Origin of the sequence: Cryobacterium sp. M15, assembly GCF_002929675.1 — a bacterium.
GTDB lineage: Bacteria > Actinomycetota > Actinomycetes > Actinomycetales > Microbacteriaceae > Cryobacterium > Cryobacterium lyxosi.
Map to the genome: position 1 here is coordinate 219,653 of NZ_PJJW01000037.1, position 20,975 is coordinate 240,627.

The window sequence follows — 20,975 nt, forward strand, 5'->3', positions numbered from 1 at the left end:
GACCGCCACCGTGCCGGTCCCGCGTCTGAGCCATCCAGCACTCGAACCGTGTCCCGTAGAGGGTTCCCCTGCGGGTAATTGCAGGATCCTTTCGTCCTGTCTTGCGCCCGAGACTTCTAGTCGGGTGTGTCCGCGTGGTTCTCGGACCGGAGGATCGACATGGTGAGTGCGTCGATATAGTCGCCGTCGAATTTGTGGGCATCGCGACGCTTGCCCTCGAATGTGAAGCCGCTGCGTTCATACACGTGCTGCGCGCGGGGGTTGAAGGCGAAGACTTCGAGTTCGATACGGTGCAATGTCGTTGTTTGAAACGCATGCTGAGTGATGAGCCGTGTGGCCTCGGTGCCGAGACCGCGGTCGCGCCCTGTGGGGCCGATGAGAATTCGAAAGCTGCAGCTGTCATTGTCCGGGTTGAGTTCATTCAGGACTACTTCGCCCACGCAGGTGGACGACGCCTGATCGATGATCGCGAGATCAAGGCGGTCGGGTTGCTCCGCGCGCGTCTCGTACCAACGGCGCGTGGCCGAGTCGAGGACGGCTGTGCGACCATGCGCTTCTGCCGTAGTGTGAACGCTCCCCGTGAGTATGAGCACTTCCGGGTCCGCAAGAATCACTCCCATCGCGTCAATGTCACCTGCCCTAAACGATCGCAAGAACACGCGGCCGCCTGCGATGGTGGGCTTGTCTGCAAAGAATCCGGTGGTACCCATTCGTTTATCTTGCACGATCGCCGTCGCCCAGCCGGTATAAATGCCTATGGCATCGGTATACAGACGCTCCTAACCAGCCTGCACCGGGCTAGATTTGTTGGCTAAGTCCATTTCAAGCACCGCAAACCTTCCGGTTGCTGGGACCCCGTACGTGCCGCGAGGTCAGGACCAGTCGCGGTGAGATGCTAGTTCTGTGGAATTGAACAAGAGCACGAATACGCAAGCCGTTGTCATCCGCTCCTATAGTCACGCGGATGCCGCAGACACTTTGGCAATTTTCCTTGCTGCGGTGACCGAGACCGTTGCCGCCGACTACTCGCCGGAGCAGATTCAGGCGTGGGCTCGGCCAGAAACGCGAGATCTGCCCACCTGGCATGCGTCGATGCAGGAGCGAAACAGTTACGTGGCGACCGTGGATGGTGCACCAGCAGGCTTCTCCGACGTGAATTCTGCTGGGTATATCGACATGCTGTTCGTCGCGCCCCGATACCAGCGACAAGGGGTAGCACGACAACTGATCGCCCGCGTGGAGACCCACGCGCGCACGGCGCAGCTGACCGAACTGACAGCCGACGTCAGCATCACAGCCCGACCCTTCTTCGAGCGCCACGGATTCACCGTCGAGGTAGAACAGTACCCAGTGAGGGGCGGCGTGCCGCTGACCAATTACAAGATGAAAAAGACGCTCCGCGACAGCGCGGTACGCCTGAGCGGACAGCTTGTTTGCCACACCCAGGATCAGGCGGACACTGTTCGGGATCACCTTCCACTGCACCTTGCCCTGACCCGCGCCGAACCGGGATGCCGTTCGTTCAACGTAACCGCGACGAGCGATCCGCTGGTGTGGCAGGTCGAGGAGTGCTTCGAGCACGCAGTCGCTTTTGAAGCTCACCAGGAACGTGTCGCCAGCAGCGAGTGGGGTCAGGCTACCTCAGGCATCGAACGCTGTTACTCCGTGATCGGACTCTAGCCCCCGCCCGGCTCAGCACCTGATCCTGCACGGGGAACCGGACTCGTCCCGCTCAGCGTTCCCCTTTCGGGAACGGATGAAAGTCGCCGATCGGCCGTTTGCGTGTCCCACTCGCCGTCCGGCTTGCGGACGCCCGCTATAACGGGCGGCTGCATGTCACATGGGAATATGCGGTTATACCCATGTGACGTAGGTGGGCCGACCTAATCGTCCGAGCCGCGAGCCAAGACAGCTACGAGCAGTGCCTCAACGTCCTCGGTCGGGGAGGACTGCCTGCCCGTAAGGCTGGCTCGCATACGGTCTTCGACGAGGAACCACTGGATCATGTCCGCGGCCTCCCAGATCTGAAACCTCAGGAGTGGCCTGTCGATCTCATGCGGCACCGTGAACGAGCCGTCGGCTCGGAGATCGACGTAGAAGCCCCTCTTCTTCGCCTCGTTGTCCTCCTGGGCGAGGCCGTTCAGATAGGCGTCCAGCGCATTGGGGGCGTGGGCCCTCGCGATTTCGATGTCCACGGCCTGCGAAAATCCCGGGACTTCGACCATTGCGGTCAAGAAGTCGGTGGCTTCTATGAGCTTTGCGAGGTGATTCAGCCCCTTGTTGCGCAGTTCAGGCACCTCGCGCGGCGTATCGTCGCCGCCGTTCCAGGCGTTATGGAACGATTTGTAGACCCAGACCGCCTTGCCCACTTCCTCCTGTGCAAGTACAACCAGTGACTGCGCGCGCGGTGATGGGAACAGGGCGTCCGCATCAATGATGCTCCGCGCCGCATTGTCCAGGAGTGCCAGCCAGAATGCTCGGGCGGCCGTCGGCGTCAGCATCGTCACGTTGCCAGACTAGACGCCTCGACGACATGCGGGGACCGCCGGCGGGGCGGGCTCGCTGGGCCAACGCTGCGGTCGTTTGTAAGTCTCGTCACCGAGAAGACCTCGAACGGTTCCCCAGTGTGCGTCGTCGCTGGGTTACTTGGCGCCAGATCTGTCGCGGTGTCCGCCCCCCCCTACTGGCGTCCCGCGCCACGGCGGCCGAAGGGGAGAGAAGTGCCCGATAGCGTGGTGCGGTCTCGCGCTAAAGTGCAGGCATGGGGAATCGTATTTCATTGTGGGTGGGGCCGGTCATTGTGGGTGTGTATGCGGCGGTGATGGTGTTGACGATTGCCGTGTGGGATCCAGAAGCCGCCGTCCCGGGGCTCAGGTATCAGCAGATTGTTGCGGGACTTGGTGATGCGGGAGTGGACGTCGTTGGTTCCGTGATTGGCTTGATTGTGTGGGGTTCCGTTGGCCTCGTGCTGGCCCTGGTCCTGAGCATCCTCGGACTTGCTGCGCGCGTCGAACGCGTTCCCGTAATTATGGGGCATCTTTTGGTGATTGCCGGCGGGGCCCCGGCCTACTTCTTGGGCTCGTTTTCGCTTGGGATAGACGTCGCGGACACGTTCGCCGTGTCGGGTGGCGTCCACGTACCCACAGGCGCCACCCTTTACGCCGTGAGCGGGGTTGCTTTACTCGTCCTCGCCGTTGTCGGTATCCGCAGAGCAGCGAATCGCCAGCCGGCCCTGGTGTGAGTCGAGTCTGCACGGAGCTGGCAGCATCCCGAAGCTGCACCAGTGTTCTGCCGTCCCGTCCGCACTGGCGGAAGGGCGACGGAACACGCTCTCTGCAAATATCGGGCTCGACGCGGTGAGAACGTGAAGCCCCGCGACCAGAGGATGAAGCCTGTCAACTCGATCGACAGCGTGATCCAAGGGCCTCACGGCCCCATACCCGTTCGACGCTATTCGCCGCCCCTCGGCATGAGTCCAGCCAGTTCCGCGCCGATCGTATGGATTCACGGAGGCGGATTTTTCAAGGGGAGCCTCGACCAGCCCGAGTCTCATGATGTAGCGCGATCTCTGGCTTCGGCCGGATTCCAGGTCGTTACCGTTGATTATCGGCTCGCCAGTATTTCAAGATTTCGACGGTCTTCGAGTGGTTTTGGCAGGAGCCCGTCGGTCCACTTTCCGGTGCCGGTCGACGATGTCGTCGCAGTGGTGCGGGCGGTTCAGCGCGAGGCTCCCAACGGGGTGATTCTGGGCGGTGCAAGCGCCGGCGCGTGTCTATCGGCCGGCGCAGTGCTTCGCATGGCGGACGACGGGGCGGCACCTCTCGCGGGCGTCTTCTTCGCCTACGGCGTGTTCCACGCCGCCCTGCCGAAACGGGCGCGGACTCTGCGCCGCCGTCTTCGTGGCAAACGACGTTTTGTCCACACGCCGACCCTTCTCAACCTGACGAATCTCTACTACGCGGGCACGCGGAGCGCAATGTTGGAAGCGCACGCATTTCCAGGGGGCCACCCCCTGCACGACTTCCCTCCGACGCTCATGATCGACGCGGACCGCGACTCGATGCGCGCGTCCGGCGGTCAGTTCGCCCGAGAGCTTTCAGTTGCCGGGATCGCATCGAGCTACCACGTACTTCCCGAGACCTTCCACGCTTTCCTAAACCGTCCGAACGAGCCAGGCTTCGCGGACGGGTTAGGACTAATAATCGACTGGGCCCGCGACATTCAGTCGAAACACGCTTAAGGCGCAGTAACCGGATCCAAGCGGCCCTCGTCCCGTAAAGGGTTCCCTATCCGGGGCCACACAATCCAACGGATCTCCGACTCACACCAGTACGGTGATGGGCATGCGCCCAATGGAAACAGTTCATGCGGAACCACGGATTTCAGTTGAGTTTCCTACCTATCGCGTGAACTTCTGGCAACGACAGTCACCGAGGATGGCGTGGAACCTGGACGCCTATGTCCTCACTGACGTCGGAGACGTCGAGAAGGTGCTCCGATGGGTCGCAGAGCAATCGCGTGGGCGTCGTTTCGAACTGTTTGCTGAGATGGATGACGAACCGATGACCTCCTTCGAATCTCCGCGAACTACCGGGCTCATCCGCTTGCTCGGAAGTAACCCGAATGTCGGCGTGCCCGCCGAAATCGGACGGTTCGACCAGATCTAGCTCGTGGGACTTGACAGCATTCCTGGCTTGTAAATCCGGGGCAGTATCGATTCGCCGGCCACGGCCCACAAGGGTCCCGTAAAAGGTTCCCCTTTCGGGAATGAACATAAAGCCACCGATCACTGGTCCCAAGTCTCCCTGTGGAGTTGGTTTATAACGCGGGCCGTGTTGATTTAGGCCGTGCCATATCGTTTAAGGCGCGTCGGCGAAGCTGCGAGGTCTCCCAATCGCACTAGGGCATTCGTTTTACAGAGTCGAGGAGGACAGCGATGGCGCGCTGTCAGAGTGCCCCTGGCGCAAGATCATACGTAACCCACTTTGTAGGCGTGGCGGTCAAATCATAGAGGCGGCGGGCCCGAGTATTGTCTTCTGCCGTGATCCAGCGAACGACTGAGCGCCCTTCGCGTTCAGCCAGCGCGGAGAGTTCGCTCAGTAGCGCCCGCCCAACGCCGGCTCCCCGAGCTGTCGAGTCCGTGAACAGATCGTCGAGGTAGATACCCACGCTGCCCGTCGAGGGACGAGAAAATCGACGGTAGTGCGCGAGCCCCACGAGTCGATCCCCGGAGGTGGCGACGAAGGCATTGACTTCATTCGAGTCGTCATTGATCCAGGTCCAGACACGATCAACGATGCTGTCATCGGGAGACAGCTCGTAGAAGTCTCGATAGCCCCGATAGAGCTCAGCCCACTGGGACGAGTCTGAGGTTTGGACCGCGCGGATAGAGACGGAATTGTTTGTAATCACCGTCCCAGAGTATCTGCGCGCATTCCGTTCCCTCCTCTTCCGGCCACGCCTGCATCGGCGGCAGGCCCAGGGGTACGGGCGCCCGTAGGGGGTTCCGCTCGCGGTACGGGCGCAAGTCGGCTAGTCGCGTGGTCCAGTCCCCGTGAACTGAAAGGGATGTTGGGAGCACATCAACCGGAATGGCGACTACACCTGGAACAAACCCCGCGACCCCGTCGACGGAAAACATCAATGACTTCGCCGACCCTCGGCGTGTTACGTATTCTGTTTTGTAAGCCGGCCCCGTGTACGGGACGGAACGTGGCCACCGCGGTGGTCTTCTTTAGATGGCCTGCTTTTTTAGGTCTTCGTCATTTGTGTCCTCGAGTAGCAGATCCAACTGCAGATTCTTGGCCAGGGTATAAGCGCGGAGTGCTTGGGTTGCAACGAGTATCAATCGCCCAAGCAAAGCCAAAAGCACGAAGCAGAGGATATACGCTGCGACTATTCCGGCCATTGCGGCGACGCCGTAGAAATTGTATGAATACATAATTCAACGCTAGCTGGTAACTGCTTCCGAAATTTCGAGCCTGATGAGTACTATTTTTTTGCCCGGATTCGATATCGACGCTCTCTCAACAAAGGGGCGCTCTCTGCTCGATGCGACTCGCGCCGGCAGCAAGGTGCAACGGATTGCCAATGAGTTGGTCGCTATCGAGCCGGGGCGCGGCTCGGCTCGGCTCGGCGAGAATCTCTCGCCCGTCACCTACACGACGACCGGGAATCTCCCATCGCAAAGGACTGCGCTCAAGGGTGGCTTGGCGAGATGACCCGACCTGGACTGATCGCCCTACGAGTTCCCAATGAGGAAAGAGGGAAGACGTGCGACTTAGAAACCCTACGTACCGTAGAAAGTTCCCCTCGCGGGAATGGAGCCGGGCGTCCTGCAGGATGACGTTCGACGCCCGCAGACTACTGGCGGCGACCGATGAGTGGGATCACTGCCAATGCGAGCATCGGGATGTAAATGAAGACCATCGTCTGCGTCGGGATGAGGAGGAGCGTTACGGGGTACGCGAAGGCGCTCAATGTGAAACTTAAGATCAGTGCGGTGAGCAGAAATATCGTCAGTAAGACAGTGCAGATAGCTGATACCCGGTGCCGGTTTGGCCCCCTCGTGAGGAGCGGGATGAGCGTGAGTGCCAGCGGAGGAAAGAAGGACGGCAGGATCTTCACAGTCAGGTCCGGAGGTGACAGAAAGATCTCCATAAGGACCACGAGCAGGGCGAGGGCGAAGGCCCATATCTGCAGTCTTCGATTGCGGTGTGAGACCAGTGGAGGTCCGGCAAGATCCGACTCCTCGACCAGGTCTTGCATTGCCTGGGCTGCCACGATGGACGGCGTGCCGAGCTGGTGAAGGATCGTGCCTAGGTCCGAGTCCGCACGTTCGAGAGCGTCGTGGATGTGAGTTTGGATGCCGTCGAGGACGTCGGCACGATATTGCTTGGGCACACTCGTCAGTTCTGCGGCGAGCTGCGCCAGGTAGCGGGTCTCTTGTGTCGAAGGTGGGTTGGTGTTCAAGTTCATGGCTTTGTCTCCAAAATGGTGTCAACCGTGTGTCGAAACGGACCCCACACCGCCGAAAAGGCCCGCAAATTTTCGCGGCCGAGATCGGTGAGCGTGTAATACCGTCGAGGGCGACCGACGTCGGATTCGCTCCACTCCGTCGTGACCAAGCCCGATCGGCGCAGTCTGGATAAGAGCGGGTAGACGGTTCCTTCGCCGGCGAGGAGTCTTTGCTCACTGAGGCGCCGGGCGATGTCCAGGCCATACCATTCGCCGTCGCGCAGCAGCGCGAGCAGGCAGAATTCTAAGACACCCTTACGGAGGTTCGTGAGGACTTTATCTTCGGCTATACCCATGCATAGCAATATACCGGGCAATGCAAGGCATCAGCAAGCGGCGCCCGTACACTGCGAAATTTTTCGCCCGCCACCTCGGCGCTGAGTGGCGAGACTGACCGCACCGACGTGGCCAGTGGTGGCTGTGCCGGTTTGTGCAGTCGTGCCACGCCTAAATCGACCGGCGAGCATCAGCGTCCCGTAGTGGGTTCCGCTTAAAGCCTTTAGGTTGGAAGGATGGATGAAGAGGTGTAAGCCGGGGGAAACTCGAGCACGATCGTGCGGGTAGGCGACACGGTTCACCGCCCAGCAGGACTATGGACTCTCGCGGTGCATCAACTCCTGATTACACTCCGCGCGGCGGGAGTGACGGAAGTACCCGAGCCCTTCGGCCTAGACGAGCAGGGCCGCGAAGTGCTCTCCTACCTCCCTGGAATCGTCGGCAACTACCCAACCCCAAGCTGGATCTGGTCGCCGACGATCCTGCACGAGGCTGGATCTTTGCTCCGACGGGTACATGACGCCGACGCACCACTCGCACACCGGGCCGCCACGTGGCAGCTGCCGGCGCACGAGCCAATCGAGGTGGTGTGCCTGAACGCCGTCGCTCCCTACAACATGGTCTTCCAAGACGGGCACATCACGGGACTTATCGACGTCGACATGGCTTCTCCGGGGCCTCGGATTTGGGATCTCGCTTACCTCGCATATCGGCTCGTACCGCTCGGCGAGTACACAGACCATGACGTTCCAGGAGAGGATGCTCGCCCCGGTCGGCTCGATGCACTCATTCGTTCCTACGGATATGACTTCGACCAGGCCGCCGTCCTCCGTACGGCAGCGGATCGAATGGAGGATCTGGCCATTTTCACGGATCAACGTGCTGCCGACACAGGTCGCAATGACTTCATCGAACACGCCGCACTCTACCAACGCGATCGCGCCCGACTTCTCGAAATGAGCGCGAGCCTGTAGCTACGGGTTTTGAAGACCCTTTAGCCGTTTCTCCGCGGACCAGTTCGCGGGATGCCTCCGCGTCTACGATGCCGTCTAATCTTGGGCCATGGTTGATCAATCCGTTGTGACTCTGATCACGGGCGCCGAACACCGGCTGCTACTTCCTTCGGTGCGCCGACGCGGCTCAGAGGTAGATTCCTCACCCCAGGCTGCCGCTGTGTTCGGCGAAACAGCTCTGTCCGCTGGCGGTAGAAACGGGCAGCGCCTCCTACCCGGGCGGGAAGTGATGAGCCGGCTGGAAGGGGGAGACCAACGGAACCTCCGCGAGATGAACGCCGGCGAGCTACTGGAGGCGATTGACGCCCAGGGCGAGACGCTCAGCATCGGGTTGCCGTTCGAGGACCGCGTCCGGTTGGCGGTGGATGACGTCTACTCGTCGTTCACGGACTCCATGGTCGCGGGTCTGATCCGGCGGGCGGGGCTGCGTTACCCGAACGCTGACCTGCGCCGCATCGACTTGCTCGACGAGTGCGACCCTGAACCGGCAGCTCCTGGCCCTGCTCGGCACCTGCCCTTCGTGGGCCGGCAGCAGAACGTCGTCTTCCAAGGGTTCACCGGGTCGGGGAAGTCGTATCTGGGTGGCGCGCTGCCCAGGGCGGATAGGACGGCGAGGCTGGGCTCGGGCATCGCGTGGAGGCGCGGCAGGAAGTAGAGGGCGGTGCCACTGACCCCCAAGGCTGAACATTGGGCCATATCACAGCAGCCCGCGAAGCGCAGTCCCCTCATGAGCCGACGTGTGATCATCTGCGGCAAGTCATACCTTTCAATTGCACCTGTGTTGAACGCTCAATATGGGCAAAGTCATTGGTGACTACTTGGCAATCCACTACCCGCAAGGAAAAGGATTTTTCATGCTCAAAAGATTTTCGGAACAGATGCGTCTCAAGCTCTTCACCGCAGCGGCTGCCTCGTCGGCGATCTTGATCGGCATGACCGGACTGGCCCTTAGCACGCCCGCTTCGGCCGCTCCCGCCCCACAAGCCAACGGTACCGCTGCTGCCGCAGTCCCCGGCGAGCTCGTCGTCGGCTACGTGGCCGGCGCCTCCGCCGACCAGCGCGAGCGTGCCCGCGGGCAAGCCTCGGCCCACTTCGCCGAACGGATCGTCGCCGCGGCCGCCGACCGCACCGAGGTCGAGCTCGTCCGTCTGCCGCAGGGCAAGAACCTGAACCAGGCGATCGCGCAGCTGAAGAGTGACCCCGCCGTCGCCTACGCCGAGCCGAACTACGTCCTGACCCACCAGGCCACCGCCACCGACCCCATCTTCACCAGCACCAATACCTCCCAGGACCTCTGGGGCATGTACGGCGACGCCTCGACCCCCGCCAACGCCTACGGCAGCCAGGCTGCCGAGGCCTGGACCGCCGGCCACACGGGGTCGAAGAGCGTCTACGTCGGGATCATCGACGAGGGCATCCAGTACACCCACCCCGAGCTCTCCGGGCAGGTCTGGACCAACCCCTACGAGACCGCAGCGGACGGCGTGGACAACGACGGCAACGGCTACGTCGACGACGTCAACGGCTGGGACTTCGCCAACAGCGACAACACCATCTATGACGGTGGCTCCAGAGGCTCGCTCGACAACCACGGCACGCACGTGTCCGGGACCATCGGCGCCAAGGCCAACAACGGGCAAGGCGTAGCCGGCATGAACTGGGACGTGACCTTGATCAGCGGCAAGTTCCTCGGCCGCCAGGGCGGATCCCTGGCCGACGCGGTCAAGTCGGTCGACTACTTCACCGACCTCAAGACCCGCCACGGCCTGAACATCGTGGCGACCAACAACAGCTGGGGCGGCGGCGCCTTCTCCCAGACCCTGCTCGACGCCATCACGCGCGCCAACGCCGCGAACATCCTGTTCGTCGCGGCCGCCGGCAACAGCGGCACGAACAACGACACGACGGCGTCCTACCCGTCCAACTACGACGTCGCCAACGTTATCGCAGTCGCCGCCATCGACCGCAATGGGGCGCTGGCGTCCTTCAGCCAGTACGGCGCCAAGACCGTCGACCTCGGCGCCCCCGGAGTCGGTGTCTGGTCGACGACCGCCTTCAACACCTACTCGTCCTACAACGGCACCTCAATGGCCACGCCACACGTCACGGGCGCGGCCGCCCTTTACGCCGCCACGCACCCCGGTGCGACAGCGGCGCAGATCAAGAGCGCGATCCTGAGCTCGGTCGTCCCGACGGCCTCCCTCAGCGGCAAGACGGTCACCGGCGGACGGCTCAACGTCAGCGGCTTCTGACCTAGAAGACGGTCAGCGGGTATGGTCGGGTCGAGAGCCCGGACCACACCCGCTTCTCGTTGCCGAGCGCCGTCTCCAAGACTCACTGACAGTTCACGACGCCACGCTCAATCCTTGGCGCCAGAAATCCGGTAACAACCGATACCCCAGTTCTGCTTGTCCTCGCTCATCATCGTCCTCCAGCGTGAGGCGCCACCAACCGACGAAGTCTGCACCAACAAAACCCGCCCAGAAACCGAGACCGTTTCGCGCTTCGTCGATACGAACTTGATGGTGTTCCTCAACTTCCAATCGCTCCCGCGGCTCGCCAGTACCGAGGTAACGCATGACGTCGGGATGTGCGTCCAGGGTGACCTCGAATTCGAGGTGTTCCTCTCCCAGGAGAACAAGAGCCAACCGTTTGGTCTGAAGAGTGCGTTGGATCATCTCCTGACTATTGCAGCCAGGCATTTCCATAGCCAATCTGATCGCGGACGGCCAACGTGACCGCCCGCGATGGCCGCCAACTGCTCGTTCATTTTCGACAGCAGCGTCCCTTTGAGGGTTCGGCGGATTCAACTGGTCGTCGCAACGATGGGTTTTTCTGGCTCTGACAATAGTCGTTGCATGGCTTGAGTGGGGAGAAAGTCATGTAATGCTCAACGGTGAGCAAAATTTCAGCAGTGCCGCCCATGAATTCGCTCATCGTTGCCGCAGCGCAAATGAATTCCGCTGTTGGAATGATCGGGGAGAACATCTCGAAGACTCTGCGGGTAATCCATTCAGCGAGCGAGCGCAATGTTCGGCTGATCGTTTTTCCTGAGTTGTCGTTGACCGGTTACGACCTGCCTCAACTGGCTCACTCCGATCGATGGTTTTCTCCAGAGGATGACCGCCTGGATGCGCTGCAGGATATTTGTGCCCAACTGAACGTCACGGCGGTCGTCGGAGCACCGGTACTGATGGCAGGGAGACGCTATCTGGCATCCTTGGCAATCGGGCCAGACCGCGCCATCGGTGTTGCCCCCAAAACGCACTTGCACGGCGACGAAATTAACTACTTCGAATCTGGCACCGGGCCGACAATGATGAGCATCGACGCATGGCGTGTGGCGTTGGCTGTGTGTGTTGATACCGCATGGCCGTCGCACGCCATTACCGCGGCCGAGAACGGGGCCGACCTGTATGCGGCATCCGTTCTTTACACCGACGGTGAACAACGAAAACTGGATGTTCGGATGGCCGCTCGCGCTGTCGACCACAGAATGTATTCACTCGCGGCAAACACTGGAGGTCACCCTCTTGGTCAACGCTCCGCTGGCGGCTCCGCAGTGTGGGCACCCGATGGGACCTGCATTAGTCGGGCAACCACAACAGACGATGAACTAGTCATCGTGAATCTCGCACCGCGTCTATAGCGCGCGGTTCCAGGGCAAGGATGAGCTGAATCCGTCCCACTTGCGGTTCCTCTGTGACACAGCGTCGGCGAAATCGGCCGACGGGTGCTGTGGCCCTAAATCTGTGTCGTTCAACGTCCCCCTTGCGGACGCGGATGATTTGCCTCGCATGTGGGAGCATTCTCGAATGCCTGCTATTACTCGACTCATATCCGTCAACGATGTGGAGCGCCTTGTCGAGCTTCAGCTATCCAGCCGGCTTTTCTTAGCTCCATGGGATCCAGTCCGCGCGGACCCCTACTTCACGGTTGCAGGTCAGCAGGCGGAAGTTGATAACGCGCTCGCTCGGCACAGCCGAGGCGAGGCTGTGCCACACGTGATTCTCGACGAAGCTTCACAGGTTGTAGGTCGGATCACGTTCAGTGGGATCACATACGGAGCTTTTCAGTCCTGCAACCTGGGCTACTGGGTCGCTCAAGAAAGCAATGGACGTGGCTATGCCACCGACGCAGTTCGAGCAATGACCGCGGTGGCATTCAAAGAATTGGGTCTGCACAGGATTCAGGCCGAGACGCTGATCCCCAACGCGCGCTCCCAACGAATCCTCGAACGTGTGGGCTTCGTGCGCTACGGTACTGCACCCGAATACCTGAAGATTGCGGGCCGGTGGCAAGACCATTTCATGTATCAGCTGCTCACTGATTCCCATTGAACGGGCAACTTCACCTAGGCCGTTCCAAACCCAGTACCTCAAGACGTTCTCCATACGGGAGGCTGCAACATCGCAACATGTTTGCCACCTCGCGACGATATTGGTTTAGAGCTGCTGTGCTCAGAGCGAATCCGGCATCATTGTGTTTGGGTTGTGCGATTGACTGTGGTCATGACTCGCACGCTTATTCTCGGGGGAACTGCCTGGCTTGGTCGAGAGATAGCCGAGCAATTGGCGTGCCAAGGTCAGGACGTGACGTGCTTGGCTCGCGGTGAATCTGGATCCGCTCCCCGCGGGGTGACGTTCGTCCGCTCCGACAGGCGATCGCCTCACGCCTACGATCTTGTCGCGCGTGAATCTTGGGACGAGATCATTGAGCTCAGCTATGACGCGCACCTTGTTACTGGAGCGCTCGAAGCGTTGGCCGGCAGCACGGCGCATTGGACCCTGGTCTCCTCCGTTTCCGTGTATGCGACCAATACTGAACCAGGTGCTGATGAGGACGCCATTCTTGTCGAGCCAGTCGACCTCGATGATTACGCGCAGGCGAAAGTCGCCGCCGAACGCGCCTCAATAGCGGCGGTTGGCGATCGTCTTCTGATTGCGCGACCGGGCCTGATCGTGGGGCCAGGTGATATGAGTGACCGTTTCGGCTATTGGGTATCTAGGTTTGCCGCTGCACCGGAAGAACCCATTCTCGTGCCGAATGCTAAAGATCGGTACGTGCAGTTCATCGATGTCCGGGATCTTGCTGAGTGGCTCATTAGTGCGGGACAGCACGGCCTGGCCGGAATCTACAACGTCATTGGAAGCGAACGTGATCTGTCCATGGTTCTGCTGGCCGCCGCCGGGGTTGCAGGCCATACGGGCGAACTCATCATGGCCGAAGACGACTGGCTGACCGCGCACGGTATCAATTGCTGGGCTGGCCCGCGGTCCTTGCCGCTGTGGCTTCCCTGCAGCGACGCCGCCTTCGCTCGGCGCAGCCGCAGCCGGTTTGTCCAGGCAGGCGGAACCGAGCGTTCCCTGCTGAACACTCTCCAGGATGTGCTGAAGGATGAACGGGCTCGCGGACTCGATCGGGAACGCCGATCCGGCCTCACCCAGCAGGAGCAGCGCGTCCTCCTCACCGAGATCGGCGCGTAACAACCCCACCGAAACCTAGTCAATCCATCTCTATGACATCACGGGTCCGATTCCCATAACGGGTTCGGCTTCTGGCACTGACGTGAGGTGGGTCCGGACCTGCGGTCGAGCTGTGGTCAGGATGCGAGGACAGAGTCCATGTGATCAACCAGCCGAGTTGCGTACTTGAGGAGTTCGCTGGCCCTGGCTTCGGTGATGTGGCTCGCCCCGTACGATGTGAGGGTTTTCGCTTCGAGCAGTCTTCCCAGGTCTCGTGCTGCTGTCTTCTTCTCGGGGAGCGCCTGACTCAGGAGGCCAATGGCCTGCCTGTGGTCTTGCCCGCTTGAGCGGTACCCCAGTTTCGAGCCGCAGATAGCGTCGGCCGCTGCAATACCGGCGTTCACGGCATTGAGACCGGTCGTATTGTTCGACGCCATCGGCCCTCCCGGCTCGAATCGGGCCTGGGCGGTGAGGAGGGAGTCGCGGGCGTGTTCGGCGCGGATACGCACTTCCTGCGCCGTCATCTGTGTGATTCTCATGGCGCTCTCCTCATGCCCAAGCGGGTGTTCCCGAAGACGATGATCCCGTCACTGACCCAGCTGTCGACGATCGGATCGTTCTCGGTACTTTGTGTGGTCAATGCTGATTCAGTCAGATCGTAGATCTGAGCATCATTGCCGGTCCACAGCTGCACGCTGTCCCTGAGCCCGGTGACGAATTCGTCACGGTCGTCGAGGGGGACGGCATCAGGAAAGACGATGAGAAGGTCTATGTCGCTCTTACTGGTTGACTCTCCGCGTGCCACGGATCCGTAGAGGGCTACCGTGACACCGTCGGGCGCGTTCCTGTCGGCGAACGCCGCAATTCGCCTGGTCAGTTCCTGGCGTGCGTCCATCGCGATCTCCACGGCCGGCCAGAGGACGTGCAATCGGTTGGCCGAATACATAGTCGCGTGTGGCGCTGGAACCATGGTCACGAGCCCGATGTCCACTAGCCGAAGGAGAGACAACCGGATGTTGGCTGGTGTTCCCCTTCCGGCGAGACGGGCGATCTGTCGGCCGGAGAGTTGCGCGCCAGCCCTGGCGATGACGCGCAAGGTCACAGCGTCTAAGCCATGCATGAACGAGGCGAGCGGTGCGGATAAGTTCATCTCAGCCTCCGGCTTCCTGTGTTGCCCTACAGTACGTGTGTATTCCTAAACAATACACACGTATTGCACGGCAATCCAATGAGTGGGTGATCGTCTCGCCGGTGGCTACTGTTCCTCCCGCCTATGCCAGTGGAAGGCGCAACGTGTCGAAGCGTCCCGCATAGGGTTCCCCTTGCGGGCGCCCCGCGCCATGGCGGCAGACGGGGAAAGAAGCGCTCGGCAGTGTGGTTAGGTCTCGCGCTAGTGTGCAGGAATGGGGAATCGTATTTCATTGTGGGTGGGGCCGGTCATCGTGGGTGCGTATGCGGCGGTGATGGTGTTGACGATTGCCGTGTGGGATCCAGAAGCCGCCGTCCCCGGGCTCAGGTATCAGCAGATCGTTGCGGGACTTGGTGACGCGGGAGTGGACGTCGTTGGCTCCGTGATTGGCTTGATTGTGTGGGGTTCTGTTGGCCTCGTGCTGGCCCTGGTCCTGAGCGTCCTCGGACTTACTGGACGGGTCGGACGCGCTCCCGTAATCATGGGCCATCTCTTGGTGATTGTTGGTGGGGCACCTGCATACTTCGTGGGGTCGTTTTCGCTTGGGATGGATGTCGCGGATACGTTCGCCGTGTCGGGTGGCGTCCACGTACCCACAGGCGCAGTCCTTTACGCCGTGAGCGGGGTCGCTTTACTCGTCCTTGCCGTTGTTGGTATACGCAGGGCAGCGAATCGTCAGCCGGTGCTGACGTGAGTCGAGTCTGCACGAAGCTGGCAGCATCCCGTAGCTGCACCAGTGTTCTGTCGTCCCGTTTGCACTGGCGGCAAGGCGACGAAGCATGGTTTCGGCGCATGTCGGGCTCGACGCGGTGAGAACGTGAGCCGCGCGATCAAAGCATGAAGCCTGTCCACTGGATCGACAGCGTGATCCAGGGTTTCCACGGCCCTATACCCGTCCGACGCTATTCGTCGCCTATCGGCATGACTCCAGTCAGATCCGCGCCGATCGTGTGGATTCACGGAGGTGGATTCTTCAAAGGCAACCTTGACCAGCCAGAGTCTCATGACGTCGCTCGATCGCTGGCCGCAGCGGGATTCCAAGTCGTTACCGTTGACTATCGGCTCGCGACCATCTCAATGCTCCGACGGTCTTCGAGTGGTTTCAGAAGAAGCCCGGCGGTCCACTTTCCGGTGCCGGTCGACGATGTCGTTGCAGTGGTGCGGGCGGGTGTCCGGCGTGGCAGGGGCGGCGCGCCGCCGTCGATAAGTAGAACCACCGCCACGAGCTCGCAAGCTACCAAACGGATCGACACGGATCATTTGGAGGGTTGAATAACCAAACAAAGCCTCGCAGGCCGCGTTCCAACTACATCCGTAACTTCCTCAGCCTTTTGGCTACGCGGTATTCGAACAGATAGGCGGATTGTTCTAGAGGCGGTTTGCACAACGTGCGCACGTCGAGCTGAACCCTTTGTCGAGTTTTCCGTATCGTACTTTCGCAATTTCATTGTCGCTGTCGTGAGGCTGGATAGTCAGAAGCAATCGTGCCGCTACTAGTCGGGGTGTGCAAACGAGTAAGGCGACGGAGACAAGTTGACCGAAGCCAAAAGATGTCGCCTCCGCCACAGCGGAGCACTAGGGCTACGCGCGCGTCTCCACCGTAGACCAAAATCCTGACCACCAAATTGATGCCCTCACCCGCGCCGGCGTCGACCCGGCAGATATCTACCTGGATCGCGCCAGCGGGCCAATGCATCCCGCCCCGAACTCGACAAAGCCCTCGCTTCGGCCAACAGGCGTGGTGACCAACTCGTCATCACCCGCCTCGACCGCCTTGGCCGATCCGCGTTGCACCTGGTCACCCTCGGCGCTGCCCTCCAAGAACGCGGCGTCGGTCTGCGCGTGCTTGAGCAAAGCATCGACACCACCACAGCAGAAGGCAGAGCCATGTTCGGGATGCCCTCCGTCCTGGCAGAAGTGCAACGAGAACTCATCATCGCCAACACCCGCGACGGGCTTAACGCCGCGCGGGCCCGAGGGCGAAAAGGTGGCCGAAAGCCCAAACTCACACCCAAGCACGCCCTCCGCGCCCTCCGCGCCCAAGAACTTTACAACGCCGGCAACTACACCGTCCAATAGATCGCGTACCTACTCAAGACGCAACGATCAACCATCTACGGACACCTCAACAAAGAAAGCATCGGCAGAAAACCGCAGCCTGCGTAACGACTTCAAGCATAAGCGGACGTTTCTATCCATTACTACTCAAACCCCGATCATGTCGGCAGAAGCGGACCCCGTGGCAGGACAGCGTTGGAATCAATCAAACAGTAAGGAGTCCTTAGCCTAGTCTTGAGTGACAGAACTGATGCGTTTGGGAGGGATCTATTCATGTCATCGCGTAAAGCTATATTTCTTCTCGTACTTTCAGCTGGCCTACTGACCTCGAGTTGTTCGTCAGGGGATAATGCCAAACAACTCCAGTCATTGCTAATAGAAAATCCTGATGTCGGCTCTTGCACAGTCTCTGCAGAAATCATCTACAAAAACGAGCGTGCACTCATAACTGCACTGCACTGTATAGGTACAGAGGATTCTGTCGAAGCGCCTTCGCTCTCCGCTCCGTTGCCAGTGATTAAGCGGTTCGAAACTTACGACCTCGCTTTGTTGCGGGCCCCCGAGTCAATTCGACTCCCCCAATACGCAACATCTGACTTTCCAGAAGCAGGCAAAGAAGCTTGTAAAGCCGGAACCCAAGTTGCAGAAGATTGCGGGTTAGTTATTGGCCCTGGACAAGTCGATGGCACGGTGGTCATGATGATCGACATGTGCTCCGTTCCAGGCGATTCAGGATCGGCAATCACCTGGAACGGGAGCCTCATTGGCGTTGAAGGCGGGGACGTATCGTATGCCCCTGGATTCGACGACGATCTACCTTGCAATTTTCTCGAGCAGTCTCTTAAGAACCCGTTATACAGCTTGGGTCTGCCTGCGGACCTTATTCCTTCTGGCCCCTAGCGGATTTTCGTTCCGCGCGTTTGAAAAGGATGATCCCCACGATTGCGATGGCGATCGCAGCCGGCACCCAGCCAAATAGCAGGTATTCCGGGATTAAATCAAAGAATGATTCGTTGGAATATAGCGATTTTATCCAGTTTCCGATGAGAATTCCCACAAACCATGCGAGTTCCGTCCACGCAAACAATTTGAGGATCTCGTTGGGATCGTTTAGGCGTTCGAGTGGCGTCAGGCGTTTCTTAGTCATGGTCATATCCGATTCTTTCCGCTAGCCGCAGGACCGGCTAAAGTCTAGCGCTGCAGTAAAACCAGCCAGACCAACGGCGCAAGCAACGCCAGCGGGAGCGAATGCCAAACCGATGGGGAGACAAACGAGAAGCTCTCCTGACACCCCAACGATGAAACCGGCGAGCCAGCTCTCGAAGCAGGAGGCATGCTGGTTCAACGAAGTTTGACCGGCAGTCGCGTCAAGCGGAACTACTTGCAAGACGTTGTCGAGAACACTGAATTTGGCTGGCAATGTTTCGGTGCCGCCCCCACGCGTCAGCGAAGGAGCCTCTAGCGATAGGAGTATTTGGCCTTCGGCGTTGGACAGCGTCGCTGACTGCCCGCTGCCGTCAACGACAAACTGGTCGCCTTCTGCCAAATCGAATGCGAGTCCAGTGGCAACGTAACCGGATGCGCTCTGAATGCTTCTGTCACGGTTATCCTCCGCAATTAGCGCAACCTCGTCAGATAACATTGCTGCTTGTGCGCTTTCGGCGGCGACGGCGCTGTTATCCATTTCAGTTGCCGAAGCTGCTTGTGCGCCCGCGCTCAGGAGCGCGAATACGGCAATAGCAGATAGCAGATAGCAGATAGCAGATAGCAGATAGCAGATAGCAGATAGCAGTTTATATTTGATTTTAATTTTGGTATCCCCATAAAGTTGGGTCGCGTCCCGCCGGTTGACTGGAGACCAACACTCTTTAGTGTGGTCTATCTTGCGTCAAGATGAAACCGTGCTCCCGGTATCTTTCGTGAAAACGTCGCCTCACAGTTCGACGACGAGTTGTTAATGCTCAAGTTATAGACGGCTCGGACCGCCCGGCGAGTACAGGAATAGCCGACAATAGGGACAACGTTCACCATGAAAATGAAGGCTGCGAATGACTACGCAGGGACCTGAACAAAGAGAGAGGACCATCATCTCGGCGTTCCAATCCCCACGCTCTCCCGCTGGGTTCCAGCCCGCCAACAATGACGTTGATTTGCTGGATTCTCACAGTGATGGCGCGGATGCGCCGGCACGCATGCGAGTTCCAACAAACTTCATGCCGGTTGCCGTGTATCGCTGCAATGTGCTTCCCACTTTGGGTGAGACGACTGGGCCGACGGCGGATCGTCTCGACGGCGATCTCGATGCGCTCTTGAAGGTTTTGGCGACGCCTGATTCTGGTGTTTCGAATGGCGTCAGCGAGGGCGGTGAGGAGCTCTGCACGTTGACGAGGGAGTATTCGCCCGAGCTATGGCTGGTCGATGCCGATGGCCGAGCCATGCGTCCGCAGTGGCCGAGTAACGCGAGTGGGAAGACCCTCCTGGGCGGCGTCGACATTTTGAACGCTCTCGTCCCACGAAGGTTCCCGCTGCGGTGCGCCTGGACTTGGTTTTTGCCGGCAAGGGCTGGCGTGGTTTCGCCGCTGTGGCGCACGCGGAGGTGATCGCTCCTGTCCACGCGGATGGCTGATTTCTGCGGGAGGTACCGTGAATACATGATCGCGACAGGGGACTTCCCCGGCCGTTTCGGAGTGGATGTTGGCTCTGGCGTCCGAATCAATTGTTTCGACTCTGGAGGTAACGGACTGCCCGTCGTTATCCTGCATGGGTTGGCTGGCAGCTCGCGGGAGTTCGCCGCAACTGCGGAAGCCCTTCCCGAATTCCGGACCATCTTGATCGATCAGCGTGGACATGGCCAGAGCACCACGATCCCCGACGACCTGTCACGGGAAGCGTTCGTGAGCGACGTCGTGCAGGTGATCGAAGCGACGGCCGATACGCCCGTCACCGTGATCGGCCAGTCAATGGGTGGCCACACTGCCATGCTCCTCGCCGCAGCGCGACCGGATCTGGTCGCAAAGCTTGTCCTGCTCGAAGGTGGGGCTGGCGGCGGCAGCAGTGCCGAGAATGAACGGATTGGTGACTTCTTCCGGTCCTGGCCTGTTCCTTTTGCGAACACGTCAGCCGCTCGAGATTTCCTGGGCGACGGGCCTCTGGCTCGGGCGCGGGCGGCCGATCTGAAGGACGAAGCGGATGGACTCTGGCCGCGGTTCAACGCAGAAGTTATGGTCGCGACCCTGAACGGTCTCCTCCGACCCCGCTGGGATGAATGGGAGATCGTAACTGCACCGACTCTTGTCGTCTACGCGGAAGCGGGGATGTTCACCGCTCAAGAAGAGGCTGAGTTCATCGACCGCGGCCGAGACGTGAAACGAGTTGATCTCGCCGGGGCGTCCCACGACGGACACCTCGATTCATTCGACTCTTGGATTATCGCGCTTCGTTCATTCCTGCTGTCCTGACATCGTCTCGATCAAGGTTCGTCTAACGGGCATCTCAGCTCAGGCGTCGACTCGGTTGCCTTCACGCGATTCGGTGCCCGGTCGAGGTCCCCCTTACAGGAATGTGTCCTGCAGTTATTCAACGTCGACGGGCTTGAGGTCGTCGAGGTCGTTGCCGGCCTCGAGTGATGGAAAGCCTCGCGACATCTGACGTTGCTGCCGCCGCAGCTGGTCCACCGCGGACCGACTGCCGGAAGCGAGACTTATAGTCTTGACGCAGCGGCAGGCACCGGTCTCACCTCCCAACTTGGTTGTGGCTGAGCAACCGAGCGAGTTGGGGACCGTTCTAAAGAAGAGCCTCGTAAAAAATATATATATATGAAAGTGTTCGTGGCATCAGGAGCTGAGCACGGGGCGAAATGGAAGTCTTATGCGCCACGATTGTTAACGCCAACTGAAAATAGGGCCAGAATCGCCAACTGAAAATAGGGCCACCAACCACTATGGAAGGTGATCAAAT

At 60.0% G+C, this 20,975-nt stretch carries 26 protein-coding genes and 1 pseudogene; 16 read left to right on the top strand and 11 right to left on the bottom strand.

The annotated features are described in order from the left end of the window. Positions 1-116: 116 nt before the first annotated feature. The gene (locus tag CXY83_RS09585; protein WP_104197124.1) at positions 117-710 is read right to left on the bottom strand and encodes a GNAT family N-acetyltransferase; all 594 of its coding nucleotides are present in this window, start codon (positions 708-710) and stop codon (positions 117-119) included. A gap of 193 nt (positions 711-903) precedes the next feature. Between CXY83_RS09585 and CXY83_RS18120 the strand changes: the two genes are divergently transcribed. Next, a complete protein-coding gene (locus CXY83_RS18120) occupies positions 904-1,680 on the top strand; it encodes a GNAT family N-acetyltransferase (protein ID WP_233200746.1) in 777 nt (258 codons plus the stop codon). 203 nt (positions 1,681-1,883) lie between these two features. Here CXY83_RS18120 and CXY83_RS09595 read toward each other — a convergent pair whose 3' ends face one another. After that, entirely contained in the window at positions 1,884-2,501 is a 618-nt protein-coding gene (locus tag CXY83_RS09595; RefSeq protein WP_104197125.1) for an AbiV family abortive infection protein, read from the bottom strand. 260 nt (positions 2,502-2,761) lie between these two features. On the opposite strand from CXY83_RS09595, the gene CXY83_RS09600 reads away from it, so the two are divergent. From CXY83_RS09600 to CXY83_RS09610, 3 genes are all read left to right on the top strand, one after another. Further along, positions 2,762-3,241, top strand: coding sequence for a hypothetical protein (locus CXY83_RS09600; RefSeq protein ID WP_104197126.1), 480 nt, complete (start codon positions 2,762-2,764; stop codon positions 3,239-3,241). A 228-nt stretch (positions 3,242-3,469) separates the two neighbouring features. Beyond that, entirely contained in the window at positions 3,470-4,240 is a 771-nt protein-coding gene (locus CXY83_RS09605) for an alpha/beta hydrolase (protein ID WP_199184936.1), read from the top strand. Positions 4,241-4,436: 196 nt separating this feature from the next. Continuing rightward, entirely contained in the window at positions 4,437-4,667 is a 231-nt protein-coding gene (locus tag CXY83_RS09610; protein ID WP_233200749.1) for a hypothetical protein, read from the top strand. A gap of 280 nt (positions 4,668-4,947) precedes the next feature. Here the strand turns inward: CXY83_RS09610 and CXY83_RS09615 are convergent, their stop codons facing one another. Together CXY83_RS09615 and CXY83_RS09620 are read right to left on the bottom strand one after the other, a co-directional pair. After that, on the bottom strand, positions 4,948-5,412 hold the full coding sequence (locus CXY83_RS09615) for a GNAT family N-acetyltransferase (RefSeq protein WP_104197128.1): 465 nt from the start codon (positions 5,410-5,412) through the stop codon (positions 4,948-4,950). A gap of 322 nt (positions 5,413-5,734) precedes the next feature. Further along, complete coding sequence (locus CXY83_RS09620) at positions 5,735-5,941, bottom strand: hypothetical protein (RefSeq protein WP_104197129.1); 207 nt, start codon at positions 5,939-5,941, stop codon at positions 5,735-5,737. A gap of 43 nt (positions 5,942-5,984) precedes the next feature. Between CXY83_RS09620 and CXY83_RS09625 the strand changes: the two genes are divergently transcribed. After that, the gene (locus CXY83_RS09625) at positions 5,985-6,221 is read left to right on the top strand and encodes a hypothetical protein (RefSeq protein WP_104197130.1); all 237 of its coding nucleotides are present in this window, start codon (positions 5,985-5,987) and stop codon (positions 6,219-6,221) included. A 142-nt stretch (positions 6,222-6,363) separates the two neighbouring features. Here CXY83_RS09625 and CXY83_RS09630 read toward each other — a convergent pair whose 3' ends face one another. Together CXY83_RS09630 and CXY83_RS09635 are read right to left on the bottom strand one after the other, a co-directional pair. Then, a complete protein-coding gene (locus tag CXY83_RS09630) occupies positions 6,364-6,978 on the bottom strand; it encodes a hypothetical protein (protein WP_104197131.1) in 615 nt (204 codons plus the stop codon). Then, entirely contained in the window at positions 6,975-7,313 is a 339-nt protein-coding gene (locus tag CXY83_RS09635; RefSeq protein ID WP_104197132.1) for a PadR family transcriptional regulator, read from the bottom strand. Before CXY83_RS09635 ends, CXY83_RS09630 begins: the two co-directional genes overlap by 4 nt. A 345-nt stretch (positions 7,314-7,658) precedes the next feature. On the opposite strand from CXY83_RS09635, the gene CXY83_RS09640 reads away from it, so the two are divergent. From CXY83_RS09640 to CXY83_RS09650, 3 genes are all read left to right on the top strand, one after another. Continuing rightward, a complete protein-coding gene (locus CXY83_RS09640; protein ID WP_233200751.1) occupies positions 7,659-8,267 on the top strand; it encodes a phosphotransferase in 609 nt (202 codons plus the stop codon). A gap of 88 nt (positions 8,268-8,355) precedes the next feature. Beyond that, a complete protein-coding gene (locus CXY83_RS09645; protein WP_146069896.1) occupies positions 8,356-8,961 on the top strand; it encodes a hypothetical protein in 606 nt (201 codons plus the stop codon). Positions 8,962-9,160: 199 nt separating this feature from the next. After that, positions 9,161-10,558, top strand: a complete 1,398-nt coding sequence (locus tag CXY83_RS09650) for a S8 family peptidase (protein WP_199184937.1) — start codon at positions 9,161-9,163, stop codon at positions 10,556-10,558. Between the two features lie 93 nt (positions 10,559-10,651). Here the strand turns inward: CXY83_RS09650 and CXY83_RS09655 are convergent, their stop codons facing one another. After that, entirely contained in the window at positions 10,652-10,984 is a 333-nt protein-coding gene (locus tag CXY83_RS09655; RefSeq protein WP_104197134.1) for a GNAT family N-acetyltransferase, read from the bottom strand. A 245-nt stretch (positions 10,985-11,229) separates the two neighbouring features. On the opposite strand from CXY83_RS09655, the gene CXY83_RS09660 reads away from it, so the two are divergent. The 3 genes from CXY83_RS09660 (at position 11,230) to CXY83_RS09670 (ending at position 13,792) form a co-directional block, all read left to right on the top strand. Then, entirely contained in the window at positions 11,230-11,955 is a 726-nt protein-coding gene (locus tag CXY83_RS09660) for a carbon-nitrogen hydrolase family protein (protein WP_166786171.1), read from the top strand. 166 nt (positions 11,956-12,121) lie between these two features. Next, on the top strand, positions 12,122-12,646 hold the full coding sequence (locus CXY83_RS09665) for a GNAT family N-acetyltransferase (RefSeq protein WP_104197171.1): 525 nt from the start codon (positions 12,122-12,124) through the stop codon (positions 12,644-12,646). A 171-nt stretch (positions 12,647-12,817) separates the two neighbouring features. Further along, a complete protein-coding gene (locus tag CXY83_RS09670; RefSeq protein ID WP_104197136.1) occupies positions 12,818-13,792 on the top strand; it encodes an NAD-dependent epimerase/dehydratase family protein in 975 nt (324 codons plus the stop codon). 116 nt (positions 13,793-13,908) lie between these two features. Here CXY83_RS09670 and CXY83_RS09675 read toward each other — a convergent pair whose 3' ends face one another. Both CXY83_RS09675 and CXY83_RS09680 read right to left on the bottom strand, forming a co-directional pair. Then, positions 13,909-14,310: a hypothetical protein gene (locus tag CXY83_RS09675; protein WP_104197137.1), complete on the bottom strand. Its 402-nt coding sequence runs from the start codon at positions 14,308-14,310 to the stop codon at positions 13,909-13,911. Beyond that, the gene (locus CXY83_RS09680; protein WP_104197138.1) at positions 14,307-14,921 is read right to left on the bottom strand and encodes a nucleotidyltransferase domain-containing protein; all 615 of its coding nucleotides are present in this window, start codon (positions 14,919-14,921) and stop codon (positions 14,307-14,309) included. The genes CXY83_RS09675 and CXY83_RS09680 overlap by 4 nt, the downstream gene beginning before the upstream one ends. A 253-nt stretch (positions 14,922-15,174) precedes the next feature. Here CXY83_RS09680 and CXY83_RS09685 point away from each other — a divergent pair, with 253 nt between their 5' ends. The 4 genes and pseudogenes from CXY83_RS09685 to CXY83_RS17395 all read left to right on the top strand — a co-directional run bounded on the left by CXY83_RS09685 (position 15,175) and on the right by CXY83_RS17395 (position 17,918). Then, positions 15,175-15,654, top strand: a complete 480-nt coding sequence (locus CXY83_RS09685; RefSeq protein WP_146069897.1) for a hypothetical protein — start codon at positions 15,175-15,177, stop codon at positions 15,652-15,654. A 227-nt stretch (positions 15,655-15,881) separates the two neighbouring features. After that, positions 15,882-16,232 carry an alpha/beta hydrolase fold domain-containing protein gene (locus CXY83_RS18585; protein ID WP_199184938.1) on the top strand — a complete coding sequence of 117 codons (351 nt, stop codon included), beginning with the start codon at positions 15,882-15,884 and terminating at the stop codon, positions 16,230-16,232. A 477-nt stretch (positions 16,233-16,709) separates the two neighbouring features. Next, positions 16,710-17,039, top strand: a pseudogene (locus CXY83_RS09695) (recombinase family protein); the annotation flags it as partial. A 252-nt stretch (positions 17,040-17,291) separates the two neighbouring features. Beyond that, positions 17,292-17,918, top strand: coding sequence for a trypsin-like peptidase domain-containing protein (locus CXY83_RS17395; protein ID WP_146069898.1), 627 nt, complete (start codon positions 17,292-17,294; stop codon positions 17,916-17,918). Here CXY83_RS17395 and CXY83_RS09700 read toward each other — a convergent pair. Both CXY83_RS09700 and CXY83_RS09705 read right to left on the bottom strand, forming a co-directional pair. Further along, the gene (locus CXY83_RS09700; protein ID WP_134572501.1) at positions 17,899-18,165 is read right to left on the bottom strand and encodes a hypothetical protein; all 267 of its coding nucleotides are present in this window, start codon (positions 18,163-18,165) and stop codon (positions 17,899-17,901) included. The genes CXY83_RS17395 and CXY83_RS09700 overlap by 20 nt on opposite strands. Before the next feature lie 21 nt (positions 18,166-18,186). Beyond that, positions 18,187-18,702: a hypothetical protein gene (locus CXY83_RS09705; RefSeq protein WP_104197142.1), complete on the bottom strand. Its 516-nt coding sequence runs from the start codon at positions 18,700-18,702 to the stop codon at positions 18,187-18,189. Positions 18,703-19,669: 967 nt separating this feature from the next. Between CXY83_RS09705 and CXY83_RS09715 the strand changes: the two genes are divergently transcribed. After that, positions 19,670-20,476: an alpha/beta fold hydrolase gene (locus CXY83_RS09715; protein WP_104197144.1), complete on the top strand. Its 807-nt coding sequence runs from the start codon at positions 19,670-19,672 to the stop codon at positions 20,474-20,476. Positions 20,477-20,975 lie beyond the last annotated feature (499 nt).

Bases quoted from the DNA above. Each gene is read 5' to 3' on its own strand.
- CXY83_RS09660 (WP_166786171.1), top strand. From the start codon at position 11,230: ATGAATTCGCTCATCGTTGCCGCAGCGCAAATGAATTCCGCTGTTGGA.
- CXY83_RS09655 (WP_104197134.1), bottom strand. From the start codon at position 10,984: ATGATCCAACGCACTCTTCAGACCAAACGGTTGGCTCTTGTTCTCCTG.
- CXY83_RS09645 (WP_146069896.1), top strand. From the start codon at position 8,356: ATGGTTGATCAATCCGTTGTGACTCTGATCACGGGCGCCGAACACCGG.
- CXY83_RS09650 (WP_199184937.1), top strand. From the start codon at position 9,161: ATGCTCAAAAGATTTTCGGAACAGATGCGTCTCAAGCTCTTCACCGCA.
- CXY83_RS09625 (WP_104197130.1), top strand. From the start codon at position 5,985: ATGAGTACTATTTTTTTGCCCGGATTCGATATCGACGCTCTCTCAACA.
- CXY83_RS09705 (WP_104197142.1), bottom strand. From the start codon at position 18,702: ATGGATAACAGCGCCGTCGCCGCCGAAAGCGCACAAGCAGCAATGTTA.
- CXY83_RS17395 (WP_146069898.1), top strand. From the start codon at position 17,292: ATGTCATCGCGTAAAGCTATATTTCTTCTCGTACTTTCAGCTGGCCTA.
- CXY83_RS09595 (WP_104197125.1), bottom strand. From the start codon at position 2,501: ATGCTGACGCCGACGGCCGCCCGAGCATTCTGGCTGGCACTCCTGGAC.
- CXY83_RS09605 (WP_199184936.1), top strand. From the start codon at position 3,470: ATGAGTCCAGCCAGTTCCGCGCCGATCGTATGGATTCACGGAGGCGGA.
- CXY83_RS09715 (WP_104197144.1), top strand. From the start codon at position 19,670: ATGATCGCGACAGGGGACTTCCCCGGCCGTTTCGGAGTGGATGTTGGC.
- CXY83_RS09610 (WP_233200749.1), top strand. From the start codon at position 4,437: ATGGCGTGGAACCTGGACGCCTATGTCCTCACTGACGTCGGAGACGTC.
- CXY83_RS09675 (WP_104197137.1), bottom strand. From the start codon at position 14,310: ATGAGAATCACACAGATGACGGCGCAGGAAGTGCGTATCCGCGCCGAA.
- CXY83_RS09685 (WP_146069897.1), top strand. From the start codon at position 15,175: ATGGGGAATCGTATTTCATTGTGGGTGGGGCCGGTCATCGTGGGTGCG.
- CXY83_RS09680 (WP_104197138.1), bottom strand. From the start codon at position 14,921: ATGAACTTATCCGCACCGCTCGCCTCGTTCATGCATGGCTTAGACGCT.
- CXY83_RS09600 (WP_104197126.1), top strand. From the start codon at position 2,762: ATGGGGAATCGTATTTCATTGTGGGTGGGGCCGGTCATTGTGGGTGTG.
- CXY83_RS09585 (WP_104197124.1), bottom strand. From the start codon at position 710: ATGGGTACCACCGGATTCTTTGCAGACAAGCCCACCATCGCAGGCGGC.
- CXY83_RS09670 (WP_104197136.1), top strand. From the start codon at position 12,818: ATGACTCGCACGCTTATTCTCGGGGGAACTGCCTGGCTTGGTCGAGAG.
- CXY83_RS09665 (WP_104197171.1), top strand. From the start codon at position 12,122: ATGCCTGCTATTACTCGACTCATATCCGTCAACGATGTGGAGCGCCTT.
- CXY83_RS09620 (WP_104197129.1), bottom strand. From the start codon at position 5,941: ATGTATTCATACAATTTCTACGGCGTCGCCGCAATGGCCGGAATAGTC.
- CXY83_RS09630 (WP_104197131.1), bottom strand. From the start codon at position 6,978: ATGAACTTGAACACCAACCCACCTTCGACACAAGAGACCCGCTACCTG.
- CXY83_RS18585 (WP_199184938.1), top strand. From the start codon at position 15,882: ATGACTCCAGTCAGATCCGCGCCGATCGTGTGGATTCACGGAGGTGGA.
- CXY83_RS09700 (WP_134572501.1), bottom strand. From the start codon at position 18,165: ATGACTAAGAAACGCCTGACGCCACTCGAACGCCTAAACGATCCCAAC.
- CXY83_RS09635 (WP_104197132.1), bottom strand. From the start codon at position 7,313: ATGGGTATAGCCGAAGATAAAGTCCTCACGAACCTCCGTAAGGGTGTC.